This is a genomic window from Streptomyces sp. NPDC126497 (assembly GCF_040302425.1).
Taxonomy (GTDB): domain Bacteria; phylum Actinomycetota; class Actinomycetes; order Streptomycetales; family Streptomycetaceae; genus Streptomyces.
The window spans coordinates 1-16,353 of record NZ_JBEORT010000031.1; the positions used below are offsets into that span (position 1 = coordinate 1).

Below are 16,353 nucleotides of genomic sequence, written 5' to 3' on the forward strand. Positions count from 1 at the left end.
CCCAGCCCTGCCGGCCGCATCGACATCGACACCCTCCCCAAACGACATCGGCTCCCAAGACCACAACCGGGTCTTGGGAGCCGACGTCACGCGAGAGCCCGAATTAACCAACAGCATCCCAGGGGGGCGCCGGGCCCCTCCCGCGTCGTCCGGTCCGGAGAGCAGACGCAAACGGAAGCCCGATCGTGTCCGATCCTGTCCGTTGTCCGTTTACTTTCCGGACATCCCGACGTACTCTCCGAGTGAAACCACACGTTCGGGCATGAGGGGACGGGAGGCGGCGGACATGTACGCAGCGGAACGCCAGCAGGAGATCCTCCGGCTCGCCCGTGACGGCGGCCGGGTGGACGTGGTCTCGCTGGCCGAGGCGTTCGAGGTGACGGCCGAGACCATCCGCCGGGACCTGAAGGCGCTCGACCGCGCCGGACTGGTGCGCAGGGTGCACGGCGGGGCCATCCCCGCCGGACGTCTCGACCTCGAACCGGACCTCGCCGAGCGGGAGACCACCGCGGCCGGCGAGAAGGACCGCATCGCCAGGGCCGCCCTCGCGGAGCTCCCGGCCGACGGCACGCTGATCGTCGACGCCGGTTCGACGGTGGCGCGGCTGGCCGGGTCCCTGCCGGCGGAGATCTCCCTCACCGTCGTCACCCACAGCCTGCCCGTCGCGGCCCGCCTCGCCGACCACCCCGGCATCCAGCTCCACCTCGTCGGGGGGCGCGTACGGCACCGTACGCGCGCCGCCGTGGACGCCTGGGCGCTGCGCGCGTACGCCGAGATCCGCGCGGACGTCCTGTTCGTCGCCGCGAACGGGTTCTCCGCCGAACACGGGCTGACCACGCCCGACCTCGCCGAGGCCGCCGTGAAGCGCGCGGCCATGGCCGCCGCCCGCCGCGTGGTGCTGCTCGCCGACTCCTCCAAGCACGGCCAGGAGCACTTCGCCCGCTTCGGCGGCCTGGACGACGTGGACCTGCTGATCACCGACAGCGGGCTCGACCCGCAGGACGCCGCCGCCATCGAGCGCGGCGGCACGGAAGTGGTACGCGCATGATCCTCACCGTCACCCCCAACCCGTCCCTCGACCGCACCTACGAGGTCCCCTCGCTGGACCGCGGTGAGGTCGTCCGGGCCACCGGCGAACGCGTCGACCCCGGGGGCAAGGGGGTCAACGTCTCGCGCGCCGTCACCGCGGCCGGCCGGCGCACGGTCGCCGTGCTGCCGCTGGGCGGCGCGCCGGGCGCCCTGGTCGCCGGGCTGCTCGACGCGCAGGGCATCGAGGTCGCCCCGGTCCCGGTCGCCGGCGCCACCCGCTCCAACATCGCGCTCGCCGAGGCCGACGGCGTCCTCACGAAGATCAACGCACCGGGTCCGGAGCTGACCCCGGCCGAGCAGGAGCTGCTGCTGGACACCGTGCGCCGGCAGGCCCCGGGCGCCGACTGGATCGCCTGCTGCGGCAGCCTGCCGCGCGGACTCGGCCCCTCCTGGTACGCCGAACTGGTCGCCCGGGTGCACGCCGCCGGCGTGCGCGTCGCCCTGGACACCTCCGGACCCGCGCTGCTCGCGGCCCTGCGCGAGCGGCCCGACGTGGTGAAGCCGAACGCCGGGGAGCTCGCCGAGGCCGTGGGGCGGCCCCTGGCCACCGTGGGCGACGCGCTGAAGGCGGCCGAGGAACTGCGGGGGATGGGCGCCCGGACCGTCCTCGCGAGCCTCGGCGCCGACGGGCAGCTCCTCGTGGACGACGACGGCGCCTGGTTCGGCACCGCCGCGGTGGACGCCGTCCGCAGCAACGTGGGCGCCGGCGACTCCTCGCTGGCCGGGTTCCTCGTCGCCGGCGGACGCGGCCCCGAGGCGCTCGCCTCCGCCGTGGCCCACGGCGCGGCGGCCGTCCGGCTCCCCGGCAGCGTGATGCCGGCCCCGGCCGACCTGGACCCGGCCGCCGTGACCGTCACGGCCGACGTACCCGCCGACCGCGTACTGCGGGAGCCGGTGTCGTGAACCACCCCCTCCTCACCCCCGTCCCCCCCTTCCGCCCACCCCGCTGCACGGGCGATACGCGTGCGAAGGAGCCCGCGATGAGTGACATGATCACCGCGGAACTGGTCGATCTCGACCTGTCCGCCGAGACCAAGGAGGCGGCGGCGCGCGCCCTCGCCGAGCGCATGGCGGCCCTGGGCCGGGTGACCGACCTGGACGGCTTCCTCGCCGACGTCGCCGCCCGGGAGGCGCAGATGCCGACCGGCCTCGACGGCGGCATCGGCATTCCGCACTGCCGCAGCGAGCACGTCACCGAGCCCACGCTGGCCTTCGGGCGCAGCGCCGCCGGGATCGACTTCGGCGCGGCGGACGGGCCCGCCGACCTGATCTTCCTCATCGCCGCCCCGGCCGGCGCCGACGACGCCCATCTGACGATCCTGTCGTCGCTGGCCCGGCAGCTGATGGACGCCGGGTTCACCGACGCCCTGCGCTCGGTGGGCGACGCGGGGACCGCGGCGGCGCTCATCCGGGGTGAGGAAGCCGGAGCCGAGGACCCCACGGACGCCGAGGACCCCACGGACGCCGAGGACCCCACGGACGCCGAGGACCCCACGGGTCCCGGGACGTCCGCGGGCGCCGAGGACTCCGTGGCGGCACCGGGGGCGGCCTCCGCCGGTGCCGCCACGGGCACCACCGCACCCGGTGAGGAGCGTCCGTTCCGGGTCGTCGCCGTCACCTCCTGCCCCACCGGCATCGCCCACACCTACATGGCCGCCGAGTCGCTGGAGATCGCCGGCCGGGAGGCCGGCGTCGAGATCGCCGTCGAGACCCAGGGCTCGGCCGGCTTCACCCGGCTCGACCCGGCCGTGATCGAGGCGGCCGACGGCGTGATCTTCGCCCACGACGTGCCCGTCCGGGAGAAGGAACGCTTCGCCGGCAAGCCCACCGTCGACACCGGCGTCAAGGCGGCCATCAACCGCCCGGCCGGGCTGATCGCCGAGGTGAGGGGCAAGGCCGAGCGCGGCGAGGTCGCCGCGGCGGCCACCGCGTCCGGCGGTACGCCCGTCGAGCGGGCCGGCGACGGCGGCGAGGGCTACGGCACCAGGCTGCGCACGTGGCTGATGTCCGGCGTCAGCTACATGGTGCCGTTCGTCGCGGCGGGCGGTCTGCTCATCGCCCTCGGCTTCGCGATCGGCGGCTACGAGATCAACGAGGCGCCCTCGGTGATGGAGCACTTCGTGTGGACCCGGGCCGACAGCTGGGGCGCGCTGCTCTTCCAGATCGGCGGCGTCGCCTTCGGCTTCCTCGTCCCGGTCCTGGCCGGCTACATCGCCTACGGCATGGCCGACCGGCCCGGCCTGGTGCCCGGCTTCGTCGGCGGCGCGATCTCGCTCACCGTCAACGCCGGCTTCCTCGGCGGCCTCGCGGCCGGCCTGATCGCCGGCGGTGTGGTGCTCGCGATCCAGAGGGCGCGCATCCCGGCGGCCCTGCGCGGCATCATGCCGGTGGTGGTGATCCCGCTGGTCTCCACGGCGGTCGTCGGCTTCCTGATGTTCGTCGTCATCGGCAAGCCCATCGCCGAGGCCCAGAAGGGCATGACCGACTGGCTGAACGGCCTCACCGGCACCAACGCCGTCCTGCTCGGCGCCCTCCTCGGCCTGATGATGTGCTTCGACCTCGGCGGCCCGGTCAACAAGGTCGCCTACACCTTCGCCACCGCCGGGATCGCCGTCGCGAGCCCCAGCGACTCCGCGATGAAGATCATGGCCGCGGTGATGGCCGCCGGCATGGTGCCGCCGCTGGCGATGGCCCTGGCCACCACGGTCCGCGGCAGGCTCTTCGACCGCACCGAACGCGAGAACGGCAAGGCCGCCTGGGTGCTCGGCGCCTCCTTCATCTCCGAGGGCGCCATCCCGTTCGCCGCCGCCGACCCGCTGCGGGTGATCCCGGCCTCGATGGCGGGCGGCGCGGTCACCGGCGCCCTGTCGATGTCCTTCGGCGCCACCCTGCGCGCCCCGCACGGCGGCGTCTTCGTGGTCCCGCTGATCGGCAACCCGCTCCTCTACCTGGTCGCGGTCGCCGCGGGTGTCTGCGTCACGGCGGCCCTGGTGATCGTCCTCAAGGGCCTGCGCACGCCGGCCCCGGCCACCACGGGCACGGGCGGGGAGACCCCGGCGCCGTCGGCGGGGAGCAAGCAGCCGGTGGCCGCGTAGGGAGAGGACGGTGCGTCCGTTTGGGTAGGTGTGCGCGGTTCATGCCTACTGCGATATAGATCACGATCATCACGATCCGGGGTCGAAGTCCCGGATCGTGGTGTGTACTGGGCCGCATGCCTGAGTACACGACACTCTCGCGGACGACGGGTGTTGCCGTCCTCGCCCTGGTGGCCGTGGCCTGCGCGGCGGGCCTGACCGACGCCCTGCGGCGTCGACGGGTGCGGACGCGCGGGCGCGCCCGGGGGCACCTCGAGGCCACCCCGCGGCACACGCCCCACGGCGTCCCGGTGATCCCGCGCCAGCGGCGGACCGGACCGCACGCGGAGGCGGTACGGCTCACCCCTGCGGAACGCGACGCGTTCGCCGTGCTGGTGCGGCGCTTCAGCGAAGGGGACTGAGCCGCGGCCCCGGCCGTCGCGTCAGGGGACCTGCGCCGCCCGGCGCTCCATCGCGTCCCGCGCCGCGTCCTCGCTGGCGTACACCTCGCACATGTGCCGTCCGTCCGGCGTGACGGTGTGCTCGACCTCCCACACGGACATCTCCGCACCGTCGCCCAGCAGGAACGCGTGCTCGTAGAGCGAGAAGGACAGTCCCGGACGCCCCGCGCGGGACGGGCGGCCGAAGGCCTGGGTGATCCGGTGCGCGCGGGCCGTGGCCAGCAGCGCGGCCGTCCGGGCGCCCGGCCGGTCGGCGTTCTCCGCCCGGCGCAGTAAACGGCGCGCGTGATCCGCGGAATCCTCCGGCACGTAGCGGTGCCGCAGTGCGGGAGGCGGCATCAGCCGCACCGTCACCGGCAGTTCGAAGTCCGGCGCGTCCGGCGGCAGCGGCAGCCGGGCGGTGGCCGTGCGCAGCTCCTCCTCGTCCACGTACACCTCGTGCTGCGGCTCGTCCCCCGGCGCCGCGTTGTGCACGAGCTCCCAGAGCGTCAGGGCCGAACCGTCGGCGAGCAGCCAGGTGTGCCGGTAGGTCTCCCGGTGCAGACCCGCGCTGTGGTGCGCGGAGTGCAGCGAACCGTCGTACGCCAGCGCGCAGTCCAGCCGTCGGACCGCCTCGTCCGGCAGCTCGAAGGAGTTCAGGGCACGGCCGAGGAGACGCGCGAGGTACTCCTCCGGAGACTCGGGCGAGTCGGACGGTTCGTACGCTGCCGCGTCGTACGGAACGCTCAAGGTTTCTCCCGGCGTCGCTGCATGTCACCTGGTGGGTGCATACCGTAGCCCCTCGGTCGGACATCGTGTCCGGGAACTGAGAAAACGTATGGCCGAAAAACGGGCGGAGCGCAAGAGGAGTTCCCGAAGGAGCCGGGACGGACATCAATTGCTCCCGGTCGAGCGGTACTTCCACAGCCGTCCGCCCGCTCCCTCCTCAACGTCCGCCGTACAACTCCCCGTACGACGGCCAGGATCCGCCCGGGCCCGCCACCGGGCGGGCGGCACGGACCGCCCGCACGATCGCACGGGTCACCAGGTCCGCGCCCGCCGCGAGGACCTCGTTCAGGGCCAGGGGGTCCGCCGCGTCCAGCGGGCGGCCGCCCGTGGCCAGGGCGAAGACGGTGTCGCCGTCGCTGAGCAGATGCACCGGCCGCACCGCCCGCGCGATGCCGTCGTGCGCGGTGCCGGCCAGCTTCTGCGCCTGCGCCTTGGACAGGACGGCGTCGGTGGCCACCACCGCGAGCGTGGTGTTCAGCGGCGGGGCCGCGTTCCGCTCCGCCGCCTCCGCGAGCCGCCGCAGCGCGGCCCCGTGGACCTCCGGCTCCGGGTGACGCACCCGCCCCTGGAACAACTCCCCGTACAGCACCCCCGTCTCCGGATCCACCACCGACCCCGCCGCGTTGGCCACCACCAGCGCGGCCACCGTGATGCCCGACCCCAGCACCGTGCTCGCGGTGCCGATCCCGCCCTTCACCTGCCCGGCCACCGCCCCCGTGCCGGCGCCCACGCAACCCTGCGGCACCGGTGCGCCCGGACCGGTCGCCGCCGCCGCCTCGACCGCGGCCCGGCCGGTGGCCGCGTCCGGCCGGGCCCGGAAGTCGCCGCCCCGGCCCAGGTCGAAGACACAGGCGGCCGGCACCACCGGCACCACGTGCGCGGGATCCGGACCGACGCGCACCCCGCGCCCCCGCTCCTCCAGCCAGGCCATCACCCCGGACGCCGCGTCGAGCCCGTAGGCGCTGCCCCCGGTCAGCACGATCGCCTCGACCCCCCGCACCAGGTTGCGCGGATCCAGCGCGTCGGTCTCCTTCGTGCCCGGCCCGCCGCCGCGCACGTCCACCGCGGCCACGGCCCCGCCCTCGGGCGCGAGCACGACCGTGGTGCCGGTGAGCCATCCGTCGCCGGTCCGCGTCGCGTGTCCCACGCGCACGCCGGCCACGTCCGTCAGAGCGTCAGCTGTCATGAGGCCAGTCCTGCCCGGCCGGGGGGCGGCCGTACCCTGGACGTATGAGCAGCGCCCCCGACCCCCGCCCGGACGAGCCGAAGCCCACGCTGGTCTTCGACGACCCGCTGGACCAGCGGTCCTCGGACGACACCGACCGCGGCTGGGGCGAGCGCCCGTCCGGTGACGGCGCGGCCGATCTGAAGCGCTTCCTCGACGAGAAGCCGCCCCACCACATCTGACCCGTCGGCCGGCGGACCGCCGCTACCGCTCGTCCCGCCCGGTGCCGCGCCGGGCGACGAGGGTGTCGCGGATCTCCTTGAGCACCTCCAGCTCGGTGACCTCGATGACCTCGTGCGTGCCCTCCTTCGCCTTCCGGCGGGCTTCCACCCGGGCCAGGTACTTCGCCATGGGCAGCACCATCAGGAAGTAGACGACCGCCGCGGTGATCAGGAACTGCAGCGTCGCCCCGAGGACCGAGCCCCACAGGATCCTGACTCCGGTCGCGGCGTCCCCGGTGCCCTCGCAGGGGCCCTTCAGGCACGAGCTGTAGCCGTCCAGGTTCTGGGTGCCGAAAGCCCCCACCAGCGGATTGATGACGCCCTTCACGACCGCGTTGACGATGTTGGTGAAGGCGGCGCCGATGACCACCGCCACGGCCAGATCGACGACGTTGCCCCGCATCAGGAAGGTCTTGAAACCCTGCAGGATGCCCGTCTTCTCCTGGTCGCTCACTTCGAGGCCTCATTTCTCGTGCGCAGGGTGCGGAAGAAAGCGCTCCGCAACCTACGTCACGCCTGCGCCGCCGTGTCCAGTCGGGGCGTTCGGCGCGGGGGCCCGGCGGGCGCGCCGGGAGGCAGGGGGCGCGGCTCAGCACACCGTCACCGCCAGCCGTGCCGTGGCGCTCGCGCCGGCCAGTTCGGCCGCGGTGGCGCGCGGCACCGACAGCACGACCAGCGCCCCGCCGTCGTCCGCCCCGTCCGCCGGTTCCGGCACGTCGCTCACGCGCGCTCCGCGCGCGACCACGCGGGTCCCGCCCCCGGGCACCGGGTCCCCGGCGGCGATCACGTCCACCCGGTCGCCCGGCCGCAGCAGCCGCACCGTGGCCGCGTCGGCGATCCGCACCGCCGCCGTGACCGCCGTGTCCGCGTGCCGCACGGGACGGTCCCCGGGGGAGGCCGGGGCGGTCCGGACGGCCGGGGGCCCCTCGGGACGCCCGCGGGGCCGGTCCGCGTCCCGTGGCCCCGCCGCCACCAGCGCGGCCGCCGTGACCGCGAGGCCGAGCGCCGCGGCCCGCCTCCGGTGCCGTACGAGCCGGGCCGGGAGCGGCAGGACGCCGCGCACCCGTACCGGGGCGAAGTGCGGCACCTCGCACGGGGGCGGGACTTCAGGGCCGGGTGGGTGGGGGAAGGCGGCGCCGGGTGGGTGAGGGAAGGCGGCGCCGGGTGGGTGGGGGAAGGCGGCGCCGGGCGGGCGCGGGACGGCGGGGGAGGGGGCGCGGAGCGAGGAGGGAGGACGGGACACGGGGACCACCACCTGGGACGAGGGACCGGTTTGCGATCCCCACGATGAGGCCTCGCGCCGCGCCCCGCCGGGCCCTGTGGACGTGCCACGGCCCTGTGGAGAACTTCCCCGCCCGAACGGGATCCTCCGCCCGCCGGGCGGTTACGGCAGGGCGAATCCGGGGTTCATCCCGCCCAGTGCCGAGGTGCACGGGCAGTCCCGTTCCTCCGTCGCCGGCAGCGCGGCCACCGCGTCGAAGAGCACGCCCCGCAGCCGGTCCACGTTGGCGGCGAACACCCGCAGCACCTCGTCGTGGGAGACGCCCTCACCGGTCTCGGCGCCGGCGTCCAGGTCGGTGACCAGGGTCAGGGAGGTGTAGCAGAGCTCCAGCTCACGGGCGAGCGCCGCCTCGGGGTGGCCGGTCATGCCCACCACCGACCAGCCCTGCGCCCGGTGCCACGACGACTCGGCGCGGGTGGAGAAGCGCGGCCCCTCGACCACGACCAGCGTGCCGCCGTCCACCGCCTCCCAGTCCCGCCCGCGGGCCGCCTTGAGCGCGGCGGCCCGTCCGGTGGGGCAGTAGGGGTCGGCCAGCGACACATGGACCACGTTCGGCACCGTGCCGTCGGGCAGCGGCAGCCCGTCGAAGTAGGTGCCCGCCCGGGACTTCGTACGGTCCACGAGCTGGTCCGGCACCAGCAGCGTGCCCGGCCCGTACTCGGGGCGCAGGCCGCCCACCGCGCACGGTCCGAGGACCTGGCGCACGCCGACCGACCTCAGCGCCCACAGGTTGGCCCGGTAGTTGATGCGGTGCGGCGGCAGGTGGTGGCCGCGTCCGTGCCGGGGGAGGAAGGCGACCCGTCGGCCGGCCACTTCGCCGAGGAAGAGGGAGTCGCTGGGCGCCCCGTAGGGGGTGTCCACCTGGACCTCGGTCACGTCGTCGAGGAAGGAGTAGAAGCCGGAGCCGCCGATCACGCCGATCCCGGCCTTCGCCATGTTCGCCATGTCCCGCACCCTAACCGCCTCCGGAAACGCCGAGGACCCCGTCGTCGGAGGACGACGGGATCCCGTGAGGAGGCGGCCCTACGCGGCGGTGGTGCTGGTGGAGCTGCTCGAACCGGACGAGCCGGACGACGTGCTCGAAGCCGAGTCCGAGGAGGAGGACGTCGACGACGAGGCGCTGGACGACTTCGACGACGCCGGCGAGCTGCTCGACGAGGAGCCGCGGCTGTCGTTGCGGTAGAAGCCGGAGCCCTTGAAGACGATGCCCACCGCCGAGAACACCTTCTTCAGGCGGCCCTGGCAGTTCGGGCACTCGGTCAGGGCGTCGTCGGTGAACTTCTGCACCGCCTCGAGGCCCTCGCCGCACTCGGTGCACTGGTACTGGTAGGTCGGCACTGTCTTCCTCCTGGCACTCTCACTCGATGAGTGCTAACGACGATCCATCTTGACGTATTCCGTGGGTTCAGTCCACTGCGACGGACTCGCGGTGACCCACGCCACGTGCGGCGGTGCGTCCGCGCGGGCCCGCGGACAGCCGCGAACGCAGCGCCAGCAGCGTCACGAGGGCCAGCACCGTACCGGCCATCGGCACCAGGAAGCCGGCGCCGCCCCACAGGCGGTCCTCCAGCTGTCCGGCGGCCGTGACGGCCGCCGCCTGGCCCAGCGCGACGGCGCCGGTCAGCCAGGTGAAGGCCTCGGTGCGGGCGCCCGCCGGGACCAGGTCCTCCACCAGGGTGTAGCCGGTGATCAGGGCCGGTGCGATGCACATGCCGACCAGCAGGCCGAGCCCGGCCAGCAGCAGCGCCGAGTGGGCGGTCCACAGGGCGGACGCGGTCAGCGCGAGCGCCGTGTAACCGAGCACCAGGCGCCGCTGCGGGGCGGTCTTCCAGGCGATCGCGCCGCAGGCGATGCCGGAGAGCATGTTGCCCGCGGCGAAGACGCCGTAGAGGACGCCGTTCAGTCCGGGCTCGCCGATCGACTCGGTGAACGCGGCCAGCGAGACCTGCATGCCGCCGAAGACGGAACCGATGCCCAGGAAGGTCACGATCAGCACGCGCACGCCCGGGACGCGCAGCGCGGAGGCGTGCTCCGCGCGCGCGTGCCCGGTGCGGCCCGCCTCGGGCTGGGTGCCCTTCTGCGCGGCGAACAGCAGGCCGCCGACCAGCGTCAGCCCCGCCTCGGTGAGCAGGCCCGCGGCCGGGTCGACGGCCGTGCACAGCGCCGTCGCCAGCAGCGGTCCGACGACGAAGGTGAACTCGTCGGTGACGGACTCGAAGGCCGCCGCGGTGGTCAGCAGCGGGGAGTCCTTGAGCCGTACGCCCCAGCGGGCCCGCACCATGGGCCCGATCTGCGGCACCGAGGCGCCCGTGGGCACGGCGGCGGCGAACAGCGCCCACAGGGGCGCGTCGGCCAGCGCCAGCGCGGTGAGGGTTCCTCCGGCCGCCGTGTGCACCAGGACGCCGGGCACGAGGACGGCACGCTGCCCGTGACGGTCGGCGAGACGTCCGCTGTAGGGCGCGAACAGCGCCATGGAGACGCCGGTGACGGCCGCGACGGCGCCGGCCGCGCCGTACGAGCCGGTGGTGTGCTGCACCAGCAGCACGATGGAGAGGGTGAGCATCGCGAACGGCTGGCGTGCCGCGAAGCCGGGGAGCAGGAACGTCCACGCGCCGCGCGTGCGCAGCAGTCGGCCGTATCCCGGTCGGGAGGCGGCCGACGAGTCCTTCGACGTGGTGACCGTGGATGCCACGGCCCGTGCCTTTCCGCCGCCTGGTAGCGGTCCGCGCGGTGTGCGGGCACGCCGAGAGCTGTCCTCTTGCGCTGACTGCGGTAGATGCCGGCGCCACAGCTCGGGGCGTTCCGGCCGCCATACGGTCGCGCCAGCTCTGCGTCAGGCAGAGTTGGTTCGATCTGGGGTCCTTCACATCGTACAGGGATCACCTGACGGACGCTGTGGGACCGGGCACGTCCTCAGTGCCCCGCCTGCGGTCCGCCGGCGCCCAGCCAGCCGGCCAGCTTGCCGCCCCGGCCGACCGCGCGCAGACGTCGTTCGGCGGCGTCCCGCACCGGGTCGGTGGCGACGACGAGCAGCTCGTCCCCGCGCCGCAGCACCGTCGACGGCAGCGGCACGAAGGACGTCCCGTCGCGCACCACGAGGGTGACGGCGGCCCCGGCCGGCAGCCGCAGCTCGGCGACCTCCACGCCGTGCATCCGCGACCCGGCCGGGATGGCGACCGACAGCAGGTGTCCGCGCAGTCGCTCCAGGGGCGCCGACTCGATGCCGAGGTCGGCGGCGGAGTCCGCGCCCAGGCGCAGCTTGCGGGCCAGCCAGGGCAGCGTCGGGCCCTGGACGAGGGTGTAGACGACGACCAGGACGAAGACGATGTTGAAGATCCGCTCGCTCCCGGCGACGCCCTGCACCATCGGGATCGTCGCCAGGATGATGGGCACGGCGCCGCGCAGTCCCGCCCACGACATCAGCGTCTGTTCCTGCCAGGGCACCCGGAACGGCAGCAGGCAGAAGACCACGCTCAGCGGGCGGGCCACCATGGTGAGCGCCAGCCCGATGACCAGCGCGGGCACGATGTCGTCGCCCAGTTCGTGCGGGGTGACGAGCAGGCCGAGCAGGACGAACATGCCGATCTGGGCGATCCAGCCGAGTCCCTCGGCGAAGCCGCGGGTGGCGGGCCAGTGCGGCAGTTTGGCGTTGCCCAGCAGCATCGAGGCGAGGTAGACGGCGAGGAAGCCGCTGCCGTGGGCGAGGGCGCCGGCGGCGTAGGCGACGACGGCGATGGCCATGACGGCGATCGGGTAGAGGCCGGAGGCGGGCAGTGCCACGTGCCGCAGTCCCCAGGCGCCCAGCCAGCCCACCGCGAGCCCGATGGCGGCGCCGATGGCCAGCTCCAGGGCTATCTCGCCGACCAGGACGTACCAGTGCTCGACCGGTCCGGCCGAGGAGAAGGCGACGACCAGGATGACGACGGGCGCGTCGTTGAAGCCGGACTCCGCCTCCAGCGTCCCCGTCACCCGCGACGGGAGCGGTATTTTCCGCAGCACCGAGAAGACGGCCGCCGCGTCGGTCGACGACACCACCGCGCCGATGATCAGCGCCTGCCGCCACTCCAGCCCGACCAGGAAGTGCGCGGCCGACGCCGTGACGCCCACGCTCACCGCGACGCCGGTCAGGGCGAGGGTGGCGGCGGACGGCAGGATCGGTCTCACCTCCGTCCACTTCGTGCCCAGACCGCCCTCGGCCAGGATCACGACCAGGGCCGCGTATCCGATGACCTGGGTCAGCTCGGCGTTGTCGAAGTGGATGTCGCCGATGCCGTCCTGGCCGATGCCGATGCCGATGCCGAGGTAGACGAGCAGGCTGGGGAGCCCGCTGCGCGAGGAGATCCGGACCGCGACGACGGCGACGAGCAGGACGATCGAGCAGACGAGCAGAAGCTGGTTGAGGTGGTGGACAGTCAGCGGCCGTTCCCTTCCCTGACTCAGGCGCACCGCGCGTGAGCTCACGTACATCGCATGCGATCCACCGCTTGCGCGGCAAACTACTTCGTTACCTTACCTAACTCTTGACGCGTTCTTGACGCTCTCGAGGGCAAGATCGAACGTCCGTCCGGGCTGGTTCCGCACTCCGCGTCAAGTGCCACGGGGCCCTGCGCCTATCGTTGCTCCAGCGCTCAGTTAAAAGCACAGCCCGACCTGCCGCTCGCGTTAGGACAGCAAGGACAGCGATGCCCACCGACACCACCGCCTCCACGGGTCAGCCGCCCGGCACGTCCGGCAGGAAGAAGGGGCGCAGGGCCCGACTGATCGTGCTCGTCCTGGTGCTGGCCCTGATCGGCGGTCTCGCCTACGGGGCGTACTGGTCGGTCAGCACCGTGCGCGCCTCCTTCCCGCAGACCAAGGGTTCCGTCACGCTCCAGGGCCTGTCGGGGACCGTCGACGTCAAACGGGACGGCTACGGCATCCCGCAGATCTACGCCTCCTCCGACGAGGACCTGTTCATGGCGCAGGGCTACGTCCAGGCGCAGGACCGGTTCTACGAGATGGACGTCCGCCGGCACATGACCGCCGGGCGCCTGTCGGAGATGTTCGGCGCGGGCCAGGTCGACAACGACGCGTTCCTGCGCACCCTGGGCTGGCACCGGGTCGCGCAGGAGGAGTACGAGAAGAAGCTCTCCCCCGCCGCGAAGAAGTACCTCCAGGCGTACGCCAAGGGCGTCAACGCCTATCTGGAGGGCAAGGAGGGCGAGGAGATCTCCCTGGAGTACGCGGCGCTGGGCTTCGAGAACGACTACAAGCCCGGTGCGTGGACCCCGGTCGACTCCGTGGCCTGGCTGAAGGCGATGGCCTGGGACCTGCGCGGCAACATGCAGGACGAGATCGACCGCGCGCTGCTGACCAGCCGCCTCGGCCCGAAGCAGATCGCCGACCTGTACCCGGCGTACCCGTACGGCCGGAACAAGCCGGTGGTCCAGGAAGGCCAGTACAACCAGCTCACCGGAGCGTACGAGCAGGGCGAGAGCACCGGCACCGGCACCGGCACGGGTGCGGGCATCGGCACGGGGACCGGTACGGGTACGGGGACCGGTACGGGTACGGGGACCGGTACGGGTACGGGGACCGGTACGGGCACGGGGACCGGCACTGGGACCGGTACGGGTACGGGCACGGGGACCGGTACCGGCACCGGCGGTTCCGCCCTGGAGAGCCAGCTGACCGGCCTCCAGCGGGTCCTGGAGGACCTCCCCACCGCCGTCGGCGTCAACGGCGACGGCATCGGCTCCAACTCCTGGGTCGTCTCCGGCGAGCACACCATCACCGGCAAGCCGCTGCTCGCCAACGACCCGCACCTGTCGGCCTCGCTGCCCTCCGTCTGGTACCAGATGGGCCTGCACTGCCGCAGCGTCTCCGCCTCGTGCCAGTACGACGTCACCGGCTACACCTTCGCGGGCATGCCGGGCGTCATAATCGGCCACAACCAGGACATCGCCTGGGGCCTGACCAACTCCGGCGTCGACGTCACCGACCTCTACCTGGAGAAGATCACCGGCGACGGCTACCAGTACGGCGGCAAGGTGGTGCCGTTCAAGACCCGCGAGGAGACCATCGAGGTCGCCGGTGGCGAGGCGCAGAAGATCGTCGTCCGCGAGACCAACAACGGCCCCCTGCTCTCCGACCGTTCCGACGAACTGGTGACGACCGGCAAGAAGGCCGGCGTCGACAGCGCCGCCCCCGACCGGGGCGACGGCTACGGCGTCGCCCTGCGCTGGACCGCGCTGGAGCCGGGCCGCACCATGGACTCCGTCTTCGCGATCAACCGCGCGAAGGACTGGGACGAGTTCCGCGAGGCGGCCACCCTGTTCGAGGTGCCCTCGCAGAACCTCGTCTACGCGGACACCGAGGGCAACATCGGCTACACGCTGCCCGGCAGGATCCCCGTCCGCGCGGAGGACCACGACGGCTCCCTCCCCGCCCCCGGCTGGGACCCCGACTACGAGTGGACCGACTGGATCGACCAGGACGCGCTGCCCTACGAGTACAACCCGGACCGCGGCTACATCGTCACCGCCAACCAGGCCGTCGTCGACGAGGACTACCCGTACACGCTGACCACCGACTGGGGTTACGGCGCCCGCAGCCGGCGGATCACCGACCTGATCAAGTCGAAGATCAAGGACGGGGGCAAGATCTCCACCGACGACATGCGGCAGATGCAGCTCGACAACTTCAGCTCCATCGCCCAGACGCTGGTACCGCACCTGCTCAAGATCGACGTCGAGGACGCGGACGTCCGTGAGGCGCAGAAGCTGCTGGAGGGCTGGGACTACACCCAGGACGCCGACTCGGCGGCCGCCGCCTACTTCAACTCCGTGTGGCGCAACGTCCTCAAGCTCTCCTTCGGCCACAAGCTGCCCAAGGAGGTGCGGGTCAAGGGCCAGTGCCTGTGGGTCGACCCGGTCAACACCACCGGGCCCGCCGACGAGACCGGCAAGGTCCGCGAGTGCGGCCGGCGCGACGCCGACCAGGCGCAGCCCGACGGCGGCGACCGCTGGTTCGAGGTGGTCCGCAAGCTGATGGACAAGGAGGACAGCGACTGGTGGACGACCCCCAAGTCGGGCACCCGTCCCGCCGCGGCCAACCGTGACGAGCTGTTCGAGCGGGCCCTGATCGACGCCCGCTGGGAGCTGACCGCCAAGCTCGGCAAGGACATCGACAGCTGGAGCTGGGGCCGGCTGCACCGCCTGTTCCTGAACAACCAGACCCTCGGCACCGAGGGCCCGGACTTCCTGCAGTACATGCTCAACCGGGGTCCGTGGAAGCTGGGCGGCGGCGAGGCCACCGTCAACGCGACCGGCTGGAACGCCGCCGGGGGCTACGGCGTGGTGTGGGTGCCGTCCATGCGGATGGTGGTGAACCTCGGCGACCTCGACAAGTCCCGGTGGATCAACCTCACCGGCGCCTCCGGGCACGCCTACAACGCCCACTACGTCGACCAGACGGACAAGTGGGCCGAGGGCGAGCTGCTGGAGTGGTCGTACTCGAAGAAGGCGGTCGAGGGCAGCACCAGCGACACCCTGCTGCTGAAGCCCTGACCCCGGCCCCCGCCGTCGGAAGCGGCCCCACGCACACGCGTGGGGCCGCTTTCGCGTGTGCGGGTCTCAGCCGAACCGGCGTGCCCCGGACGGGGTCACCACCGCGTGCACCGGACGGTCGTGCGGCTCGGCGGGGACACGCGCGACGACCTCCGTGTCGTACAGCAGCACCACCAGCGACGGACGCGCGCCCGCGCGCTCCAGCCGGGCGAGGACCCGGTCGTAGGAGCCGCCGCCGCGCCCCAGGCGCATCCCGCGCGTGTCGACGGCCAGGCCCGGCAGCAGCACGGCGTCTGCCTCCGTGACGGCGTCCGGCCCGAGCCGCGGTCCCGCGGGCTCGAGGAGCGCCATCCGGGCGCCGTGCCGCACGCGGGTGAGTGAATCCTCGCCCTCGTACGCGCCCCAGTCCAGGTCGTCGTCGGGCAGCAGCGCGGGCAGCAGGACGCGGGTGCCCCGCGCGCGCAGCGCGTCCAGCAGGGCGAGCGTGCCGGGTTCGCTCCCCACGGAGACGTACGCCGCCACCGTGCGCGCGTGCGCCAGCTCGGGCAGGGCGAGCGCCCGCCGGGCCAGGGCGGCGGCGGATTCCCGCAGGTATTCCGCCGTCAGCCCATTCCTCACCGTGAGGAGATTCCGGCGCCATACCCGCTTGTCGGGCTCGTTCGTGTCCTGCTGGTGTCTCACGTCTG

15 protein-coding genes are annotated in these 16,353 nt (G+C 73.3%); 6 read left to right on the forward strand and 9 right to left on the reverse strand.

The window, feature by feature from the left end; translation table 11 throughout:
- Positions 1-286: 286 nt before the first annotated feature.
- The 4 genes from ABTY20_RS15815 (at position 287) to ABTY20_RS15830 (ending at position 4,585) form a co-directional block, all read left to right on the forward strand.
- Positions 287-1,048 (forward strand): DeoR/GlpR family DNA-binding transcription regulator, encoded by a 762-nt coding sequence (locus ABTY20_RS15815; RefSeq protein WP_351997583.1) that lies wholly within the window; start codon positions 287-289, stop codon positions 1,046-1,048.
- Positions 1,045-1,992 (forward strand): 1-phosphofructokinase, encoded by a 948-nt coding sequence (gene pfkB, locus ABTY20_RS15820; RefSeq protein WP_351997584.1) that lies wholly within the window; start codon positions 1,045-1,047, stop codon positions 1,990-1,992. Before ABTY20_RS15815 ends, pfkB begins: the two co-directional genes overlap by 4 nt.
- Before the next feature lie 77 nt (positions 1,993-2,069).
- Complete coding sequence (locus ABTY20_RS15825; protein WP_351997585.1) at positions 2,070-4,184, forward strand: PTS fructose transporter subunit IIABC; 2,115 nt, start codon at positions 2,070-2,072, stop codon at positions 4,182-4,184.
- Positions 4,185-4,300: 116 nt separating this feature from the next.
- Positions 4,301-4,585, forward strand: coding sequence for a hypothetical protein (locus tag ABTY20_RS15830; protein WP_351997586.1), 285 nt, complete (start codon positions 4,301-4,303; stop codon positions 4,583-4,585).
- A 21-nt stretch (positions 4,586-4,606) separates the two neighbouring features.
- On the opposite strand, the gene ABTY20_RS15835 is transcribed toward ABTY20_RS15830, so the two are convergent.
- Both ABTY20_RS15835 and ABTY20_RS15840 read right to left on the reverse strand, forming a co-directional pair.
- Entirely contained in the window at positions 4,607-5,353 is a 747-nt protein-coding gene (locus ABTY20_RS15835) for a DUF6227 family protein (RefSeq protein ID WP_351997587.1), read from the reverse strand.
- A 196-nt stretch (positions 5,354-5,549) separates the two neighbouring features.
- Positions 5,550-6,578 (reverse strand): P1 family peptidase, encoded by a 1,029-nt coding sequence (locus ABTY20_RS15840; protein ID WP_351997588.1) that lies wholly within the window; start codon positions 6,576-6,578, stop codon positions 5,550-5,552.
- Between the two features lie 44 nt (positions 6,579-6,622).
- Between ABTY20_RS15840 and ABTY20_RS15845 the strand changes: the two genes are divergently transcribed.
- Positions 6,623-6,799, forward strand: coding sequence for a hypothetical protein (locus tag ABTY20_RS15845; protein ID WP_351997589.1), 177 nt, complete (start codon positions 6,623-6,625; stop codon positions 6,797-6,799).
- Positions 6,800-6,821: 22 nt separating this feature from the next.
- Here the strand turns inward: ABTY20_RS15845 and mscL are convergent, their stop codons facing one another.
- The 6 genes from mscL to ABTY20_RS15875 all read right to left on the reverse strand — a co-directional run bounded on the left by mscL (position 6,822) and on the right by ABTY20_RS15875 (position 12,587).
- Positions 6,822-7,292, reverse strand: coding sequence for a large conductance mechanosensitive channel protein MscL (gene mscL, locus ABTY20_RS15850; RefSeq protein ID WP_351997590.1), 471 nt, complete (start codon positions 7,290-7,292; stop codon positions 6,822-6,824).
- A 135-nt stretch (positions 7,293-7,427) separates the two neighbouring features.
- Positions 7,428-7,925, reverse strand: coding sequence for a hypothetical protein (locus ABTY20_RS15855; protein WP_351997591.1), 498 nt, complete (start codon positions 7,923-7,925; stop codon positions 7,428-7,430).
- Between the two features lie 297 nt (positions 7,926-8,222).
- Positions 8,223-9,065 (reverse strand): S-methyl-5'-thioadenosine phosphorylase, encoded by an 843-nt coding sequence (locus tag ABTY20_RS15860; protein ID WP_351997592.1) that lies wholly within the window; start codon positions 9,063-9,065, stop codon positions 8,223-8,225.
- Positions 9,066-9,143: 78 nt separating this feature from the next.
- The gene (locus tag ABTY20_RS15865) at positions 9,144-9,458 is read right to left on the reverse strand and encodes an FmdB family zinc ribbon protein (RefSeq protein ID WP_351997593.1); all 315 of its coding nucleotides are present in this window, start codon (positions 9,456-9,458) and stop codon (positions 9,144-9,146) included.
- Between the two features lie 67 nt (positions 9,459-9,525).
- Positions 9,526-10,812 carry an MFS transporter gene (locus tag ABTY20_RS15870; RefSeq protein WP_351997594.1) on the reverse strand — a complete coding sequence of 429 codons (1,287 nt, stop codon included), beginning with the start codon at positions 10,810-10,812 and terminating at the stop codon, positions 9,526-9,528.
- A gap of 221 nt (positions 10,813-11,033) precedes the next feature.
- Positions 11,034-12,587: a potassium/proton antiporter gene (locus ABTY20_RS15875; protein WP_351997595.1), complete on the reverse strand. Its 1,554-nt coding sequence runs from the start codon at positions 12,585-12,587 to the stop codon at positions 11,034-11,036.
- Between the two features lie 215 nt (positions 12,588-12,802).
- Here ABTY20_RS15875 and ABTY20_RS15880 point away from each other — a divergent pair, with 215 nt between their 5' ends.
- The gene (locus ABTY20_RS15880; protein ID WP_351997596.1) at positions 12,803-15,667 is read left to right on the forward strand and encodes a penicillin acylase family protein; all 2,865 of its coding nucleotides are present in this window, start codon (positions 12,803-12,805) and stop codon (positions 15,665-15,667) included.
- Between the two features lie 66 nt (positions 15,668-15,733).
- Here ABTY20_RS15880 and ABTY20_RS15885 read toward each other — a convergent pair whose 3' ends face one another.
- Positions 15,734-16,348: a 5-formyltetrahydrofolate cyclo-ligase gene (locus tag ABTY20_RS15885; RefSeq protein WP_351997597.1), complete on the reverse strand. Its 615-nt coding sequence runs from the start codon at positions 16,346-16,348 to the stop codon at positions 15,734-15,736.
- Positions 16,349-16,353: the final 5 nt, after the last annotated feature.

Coding starts and splice junctions, on each gene's coding strand:
- ABTY20_RS15815 (WP_351997583.1), top strand. CDS start 287: ATGTACGCAGCGGAACGCCAGCAGGAGATCCTCCGGCTCGCCCGTGAC.
- pfkB (WP_351997584.1), top strand. CDS start 1,045: ATGATCCTCACCGTCACCCCCAACCCGTCCCTCGACCGCACCTACGAG.
- ABTY20_RS15825 (WP_351997585.1), top strand. CDS start 2,070: ATGAGTGACATGATCACCGCGGAACTGGTCGATCTCGACCTGTCCGCC.
- ABTY20_RS15830 (WP_351997586.1), top strand. CDS start 4,301: ATGCCTGAGTACACGACACTCTCGCGGACGACGGGTGTTGCCGTCCTC.
- ABTY20_RS15840 (WP_351997588.1), bottom strand. CDS start 6,578: ATGACAGCTGACGCTCTGACGGACGTGGCCGGCGTGCGCGTGGGACAC.
- ABTY20_RS15845 (WP_351997589.1), top strand. CDS start 6,623: ATGAGCAGCGCCCCCGACCCCCGCCCGGACGAGCCGAAGCCCACGCTG.
- ABTY20_RS15860 (WP_351997592.1), bottom strand. CDS start 9,065: ATGGCGAACATGGCGAAGGCCGGGATCGGCGTGATCGGCGGCTCCGGC.
- ABTY20_RS15875 (WP_351997595.1), bottom strand. CDS start 12,587: ATGTACGTGAGCTCACGCGCGGTGCGCCTGAGTCAGGGAAGGGAACGG.
- ABTY20_RS15880 (WP_351997596.1), top strand. CDS start 12,803: ATGCCCACCGACACCACCGCCTCCACGGGTCAGCCGCCCGGCACGTCC.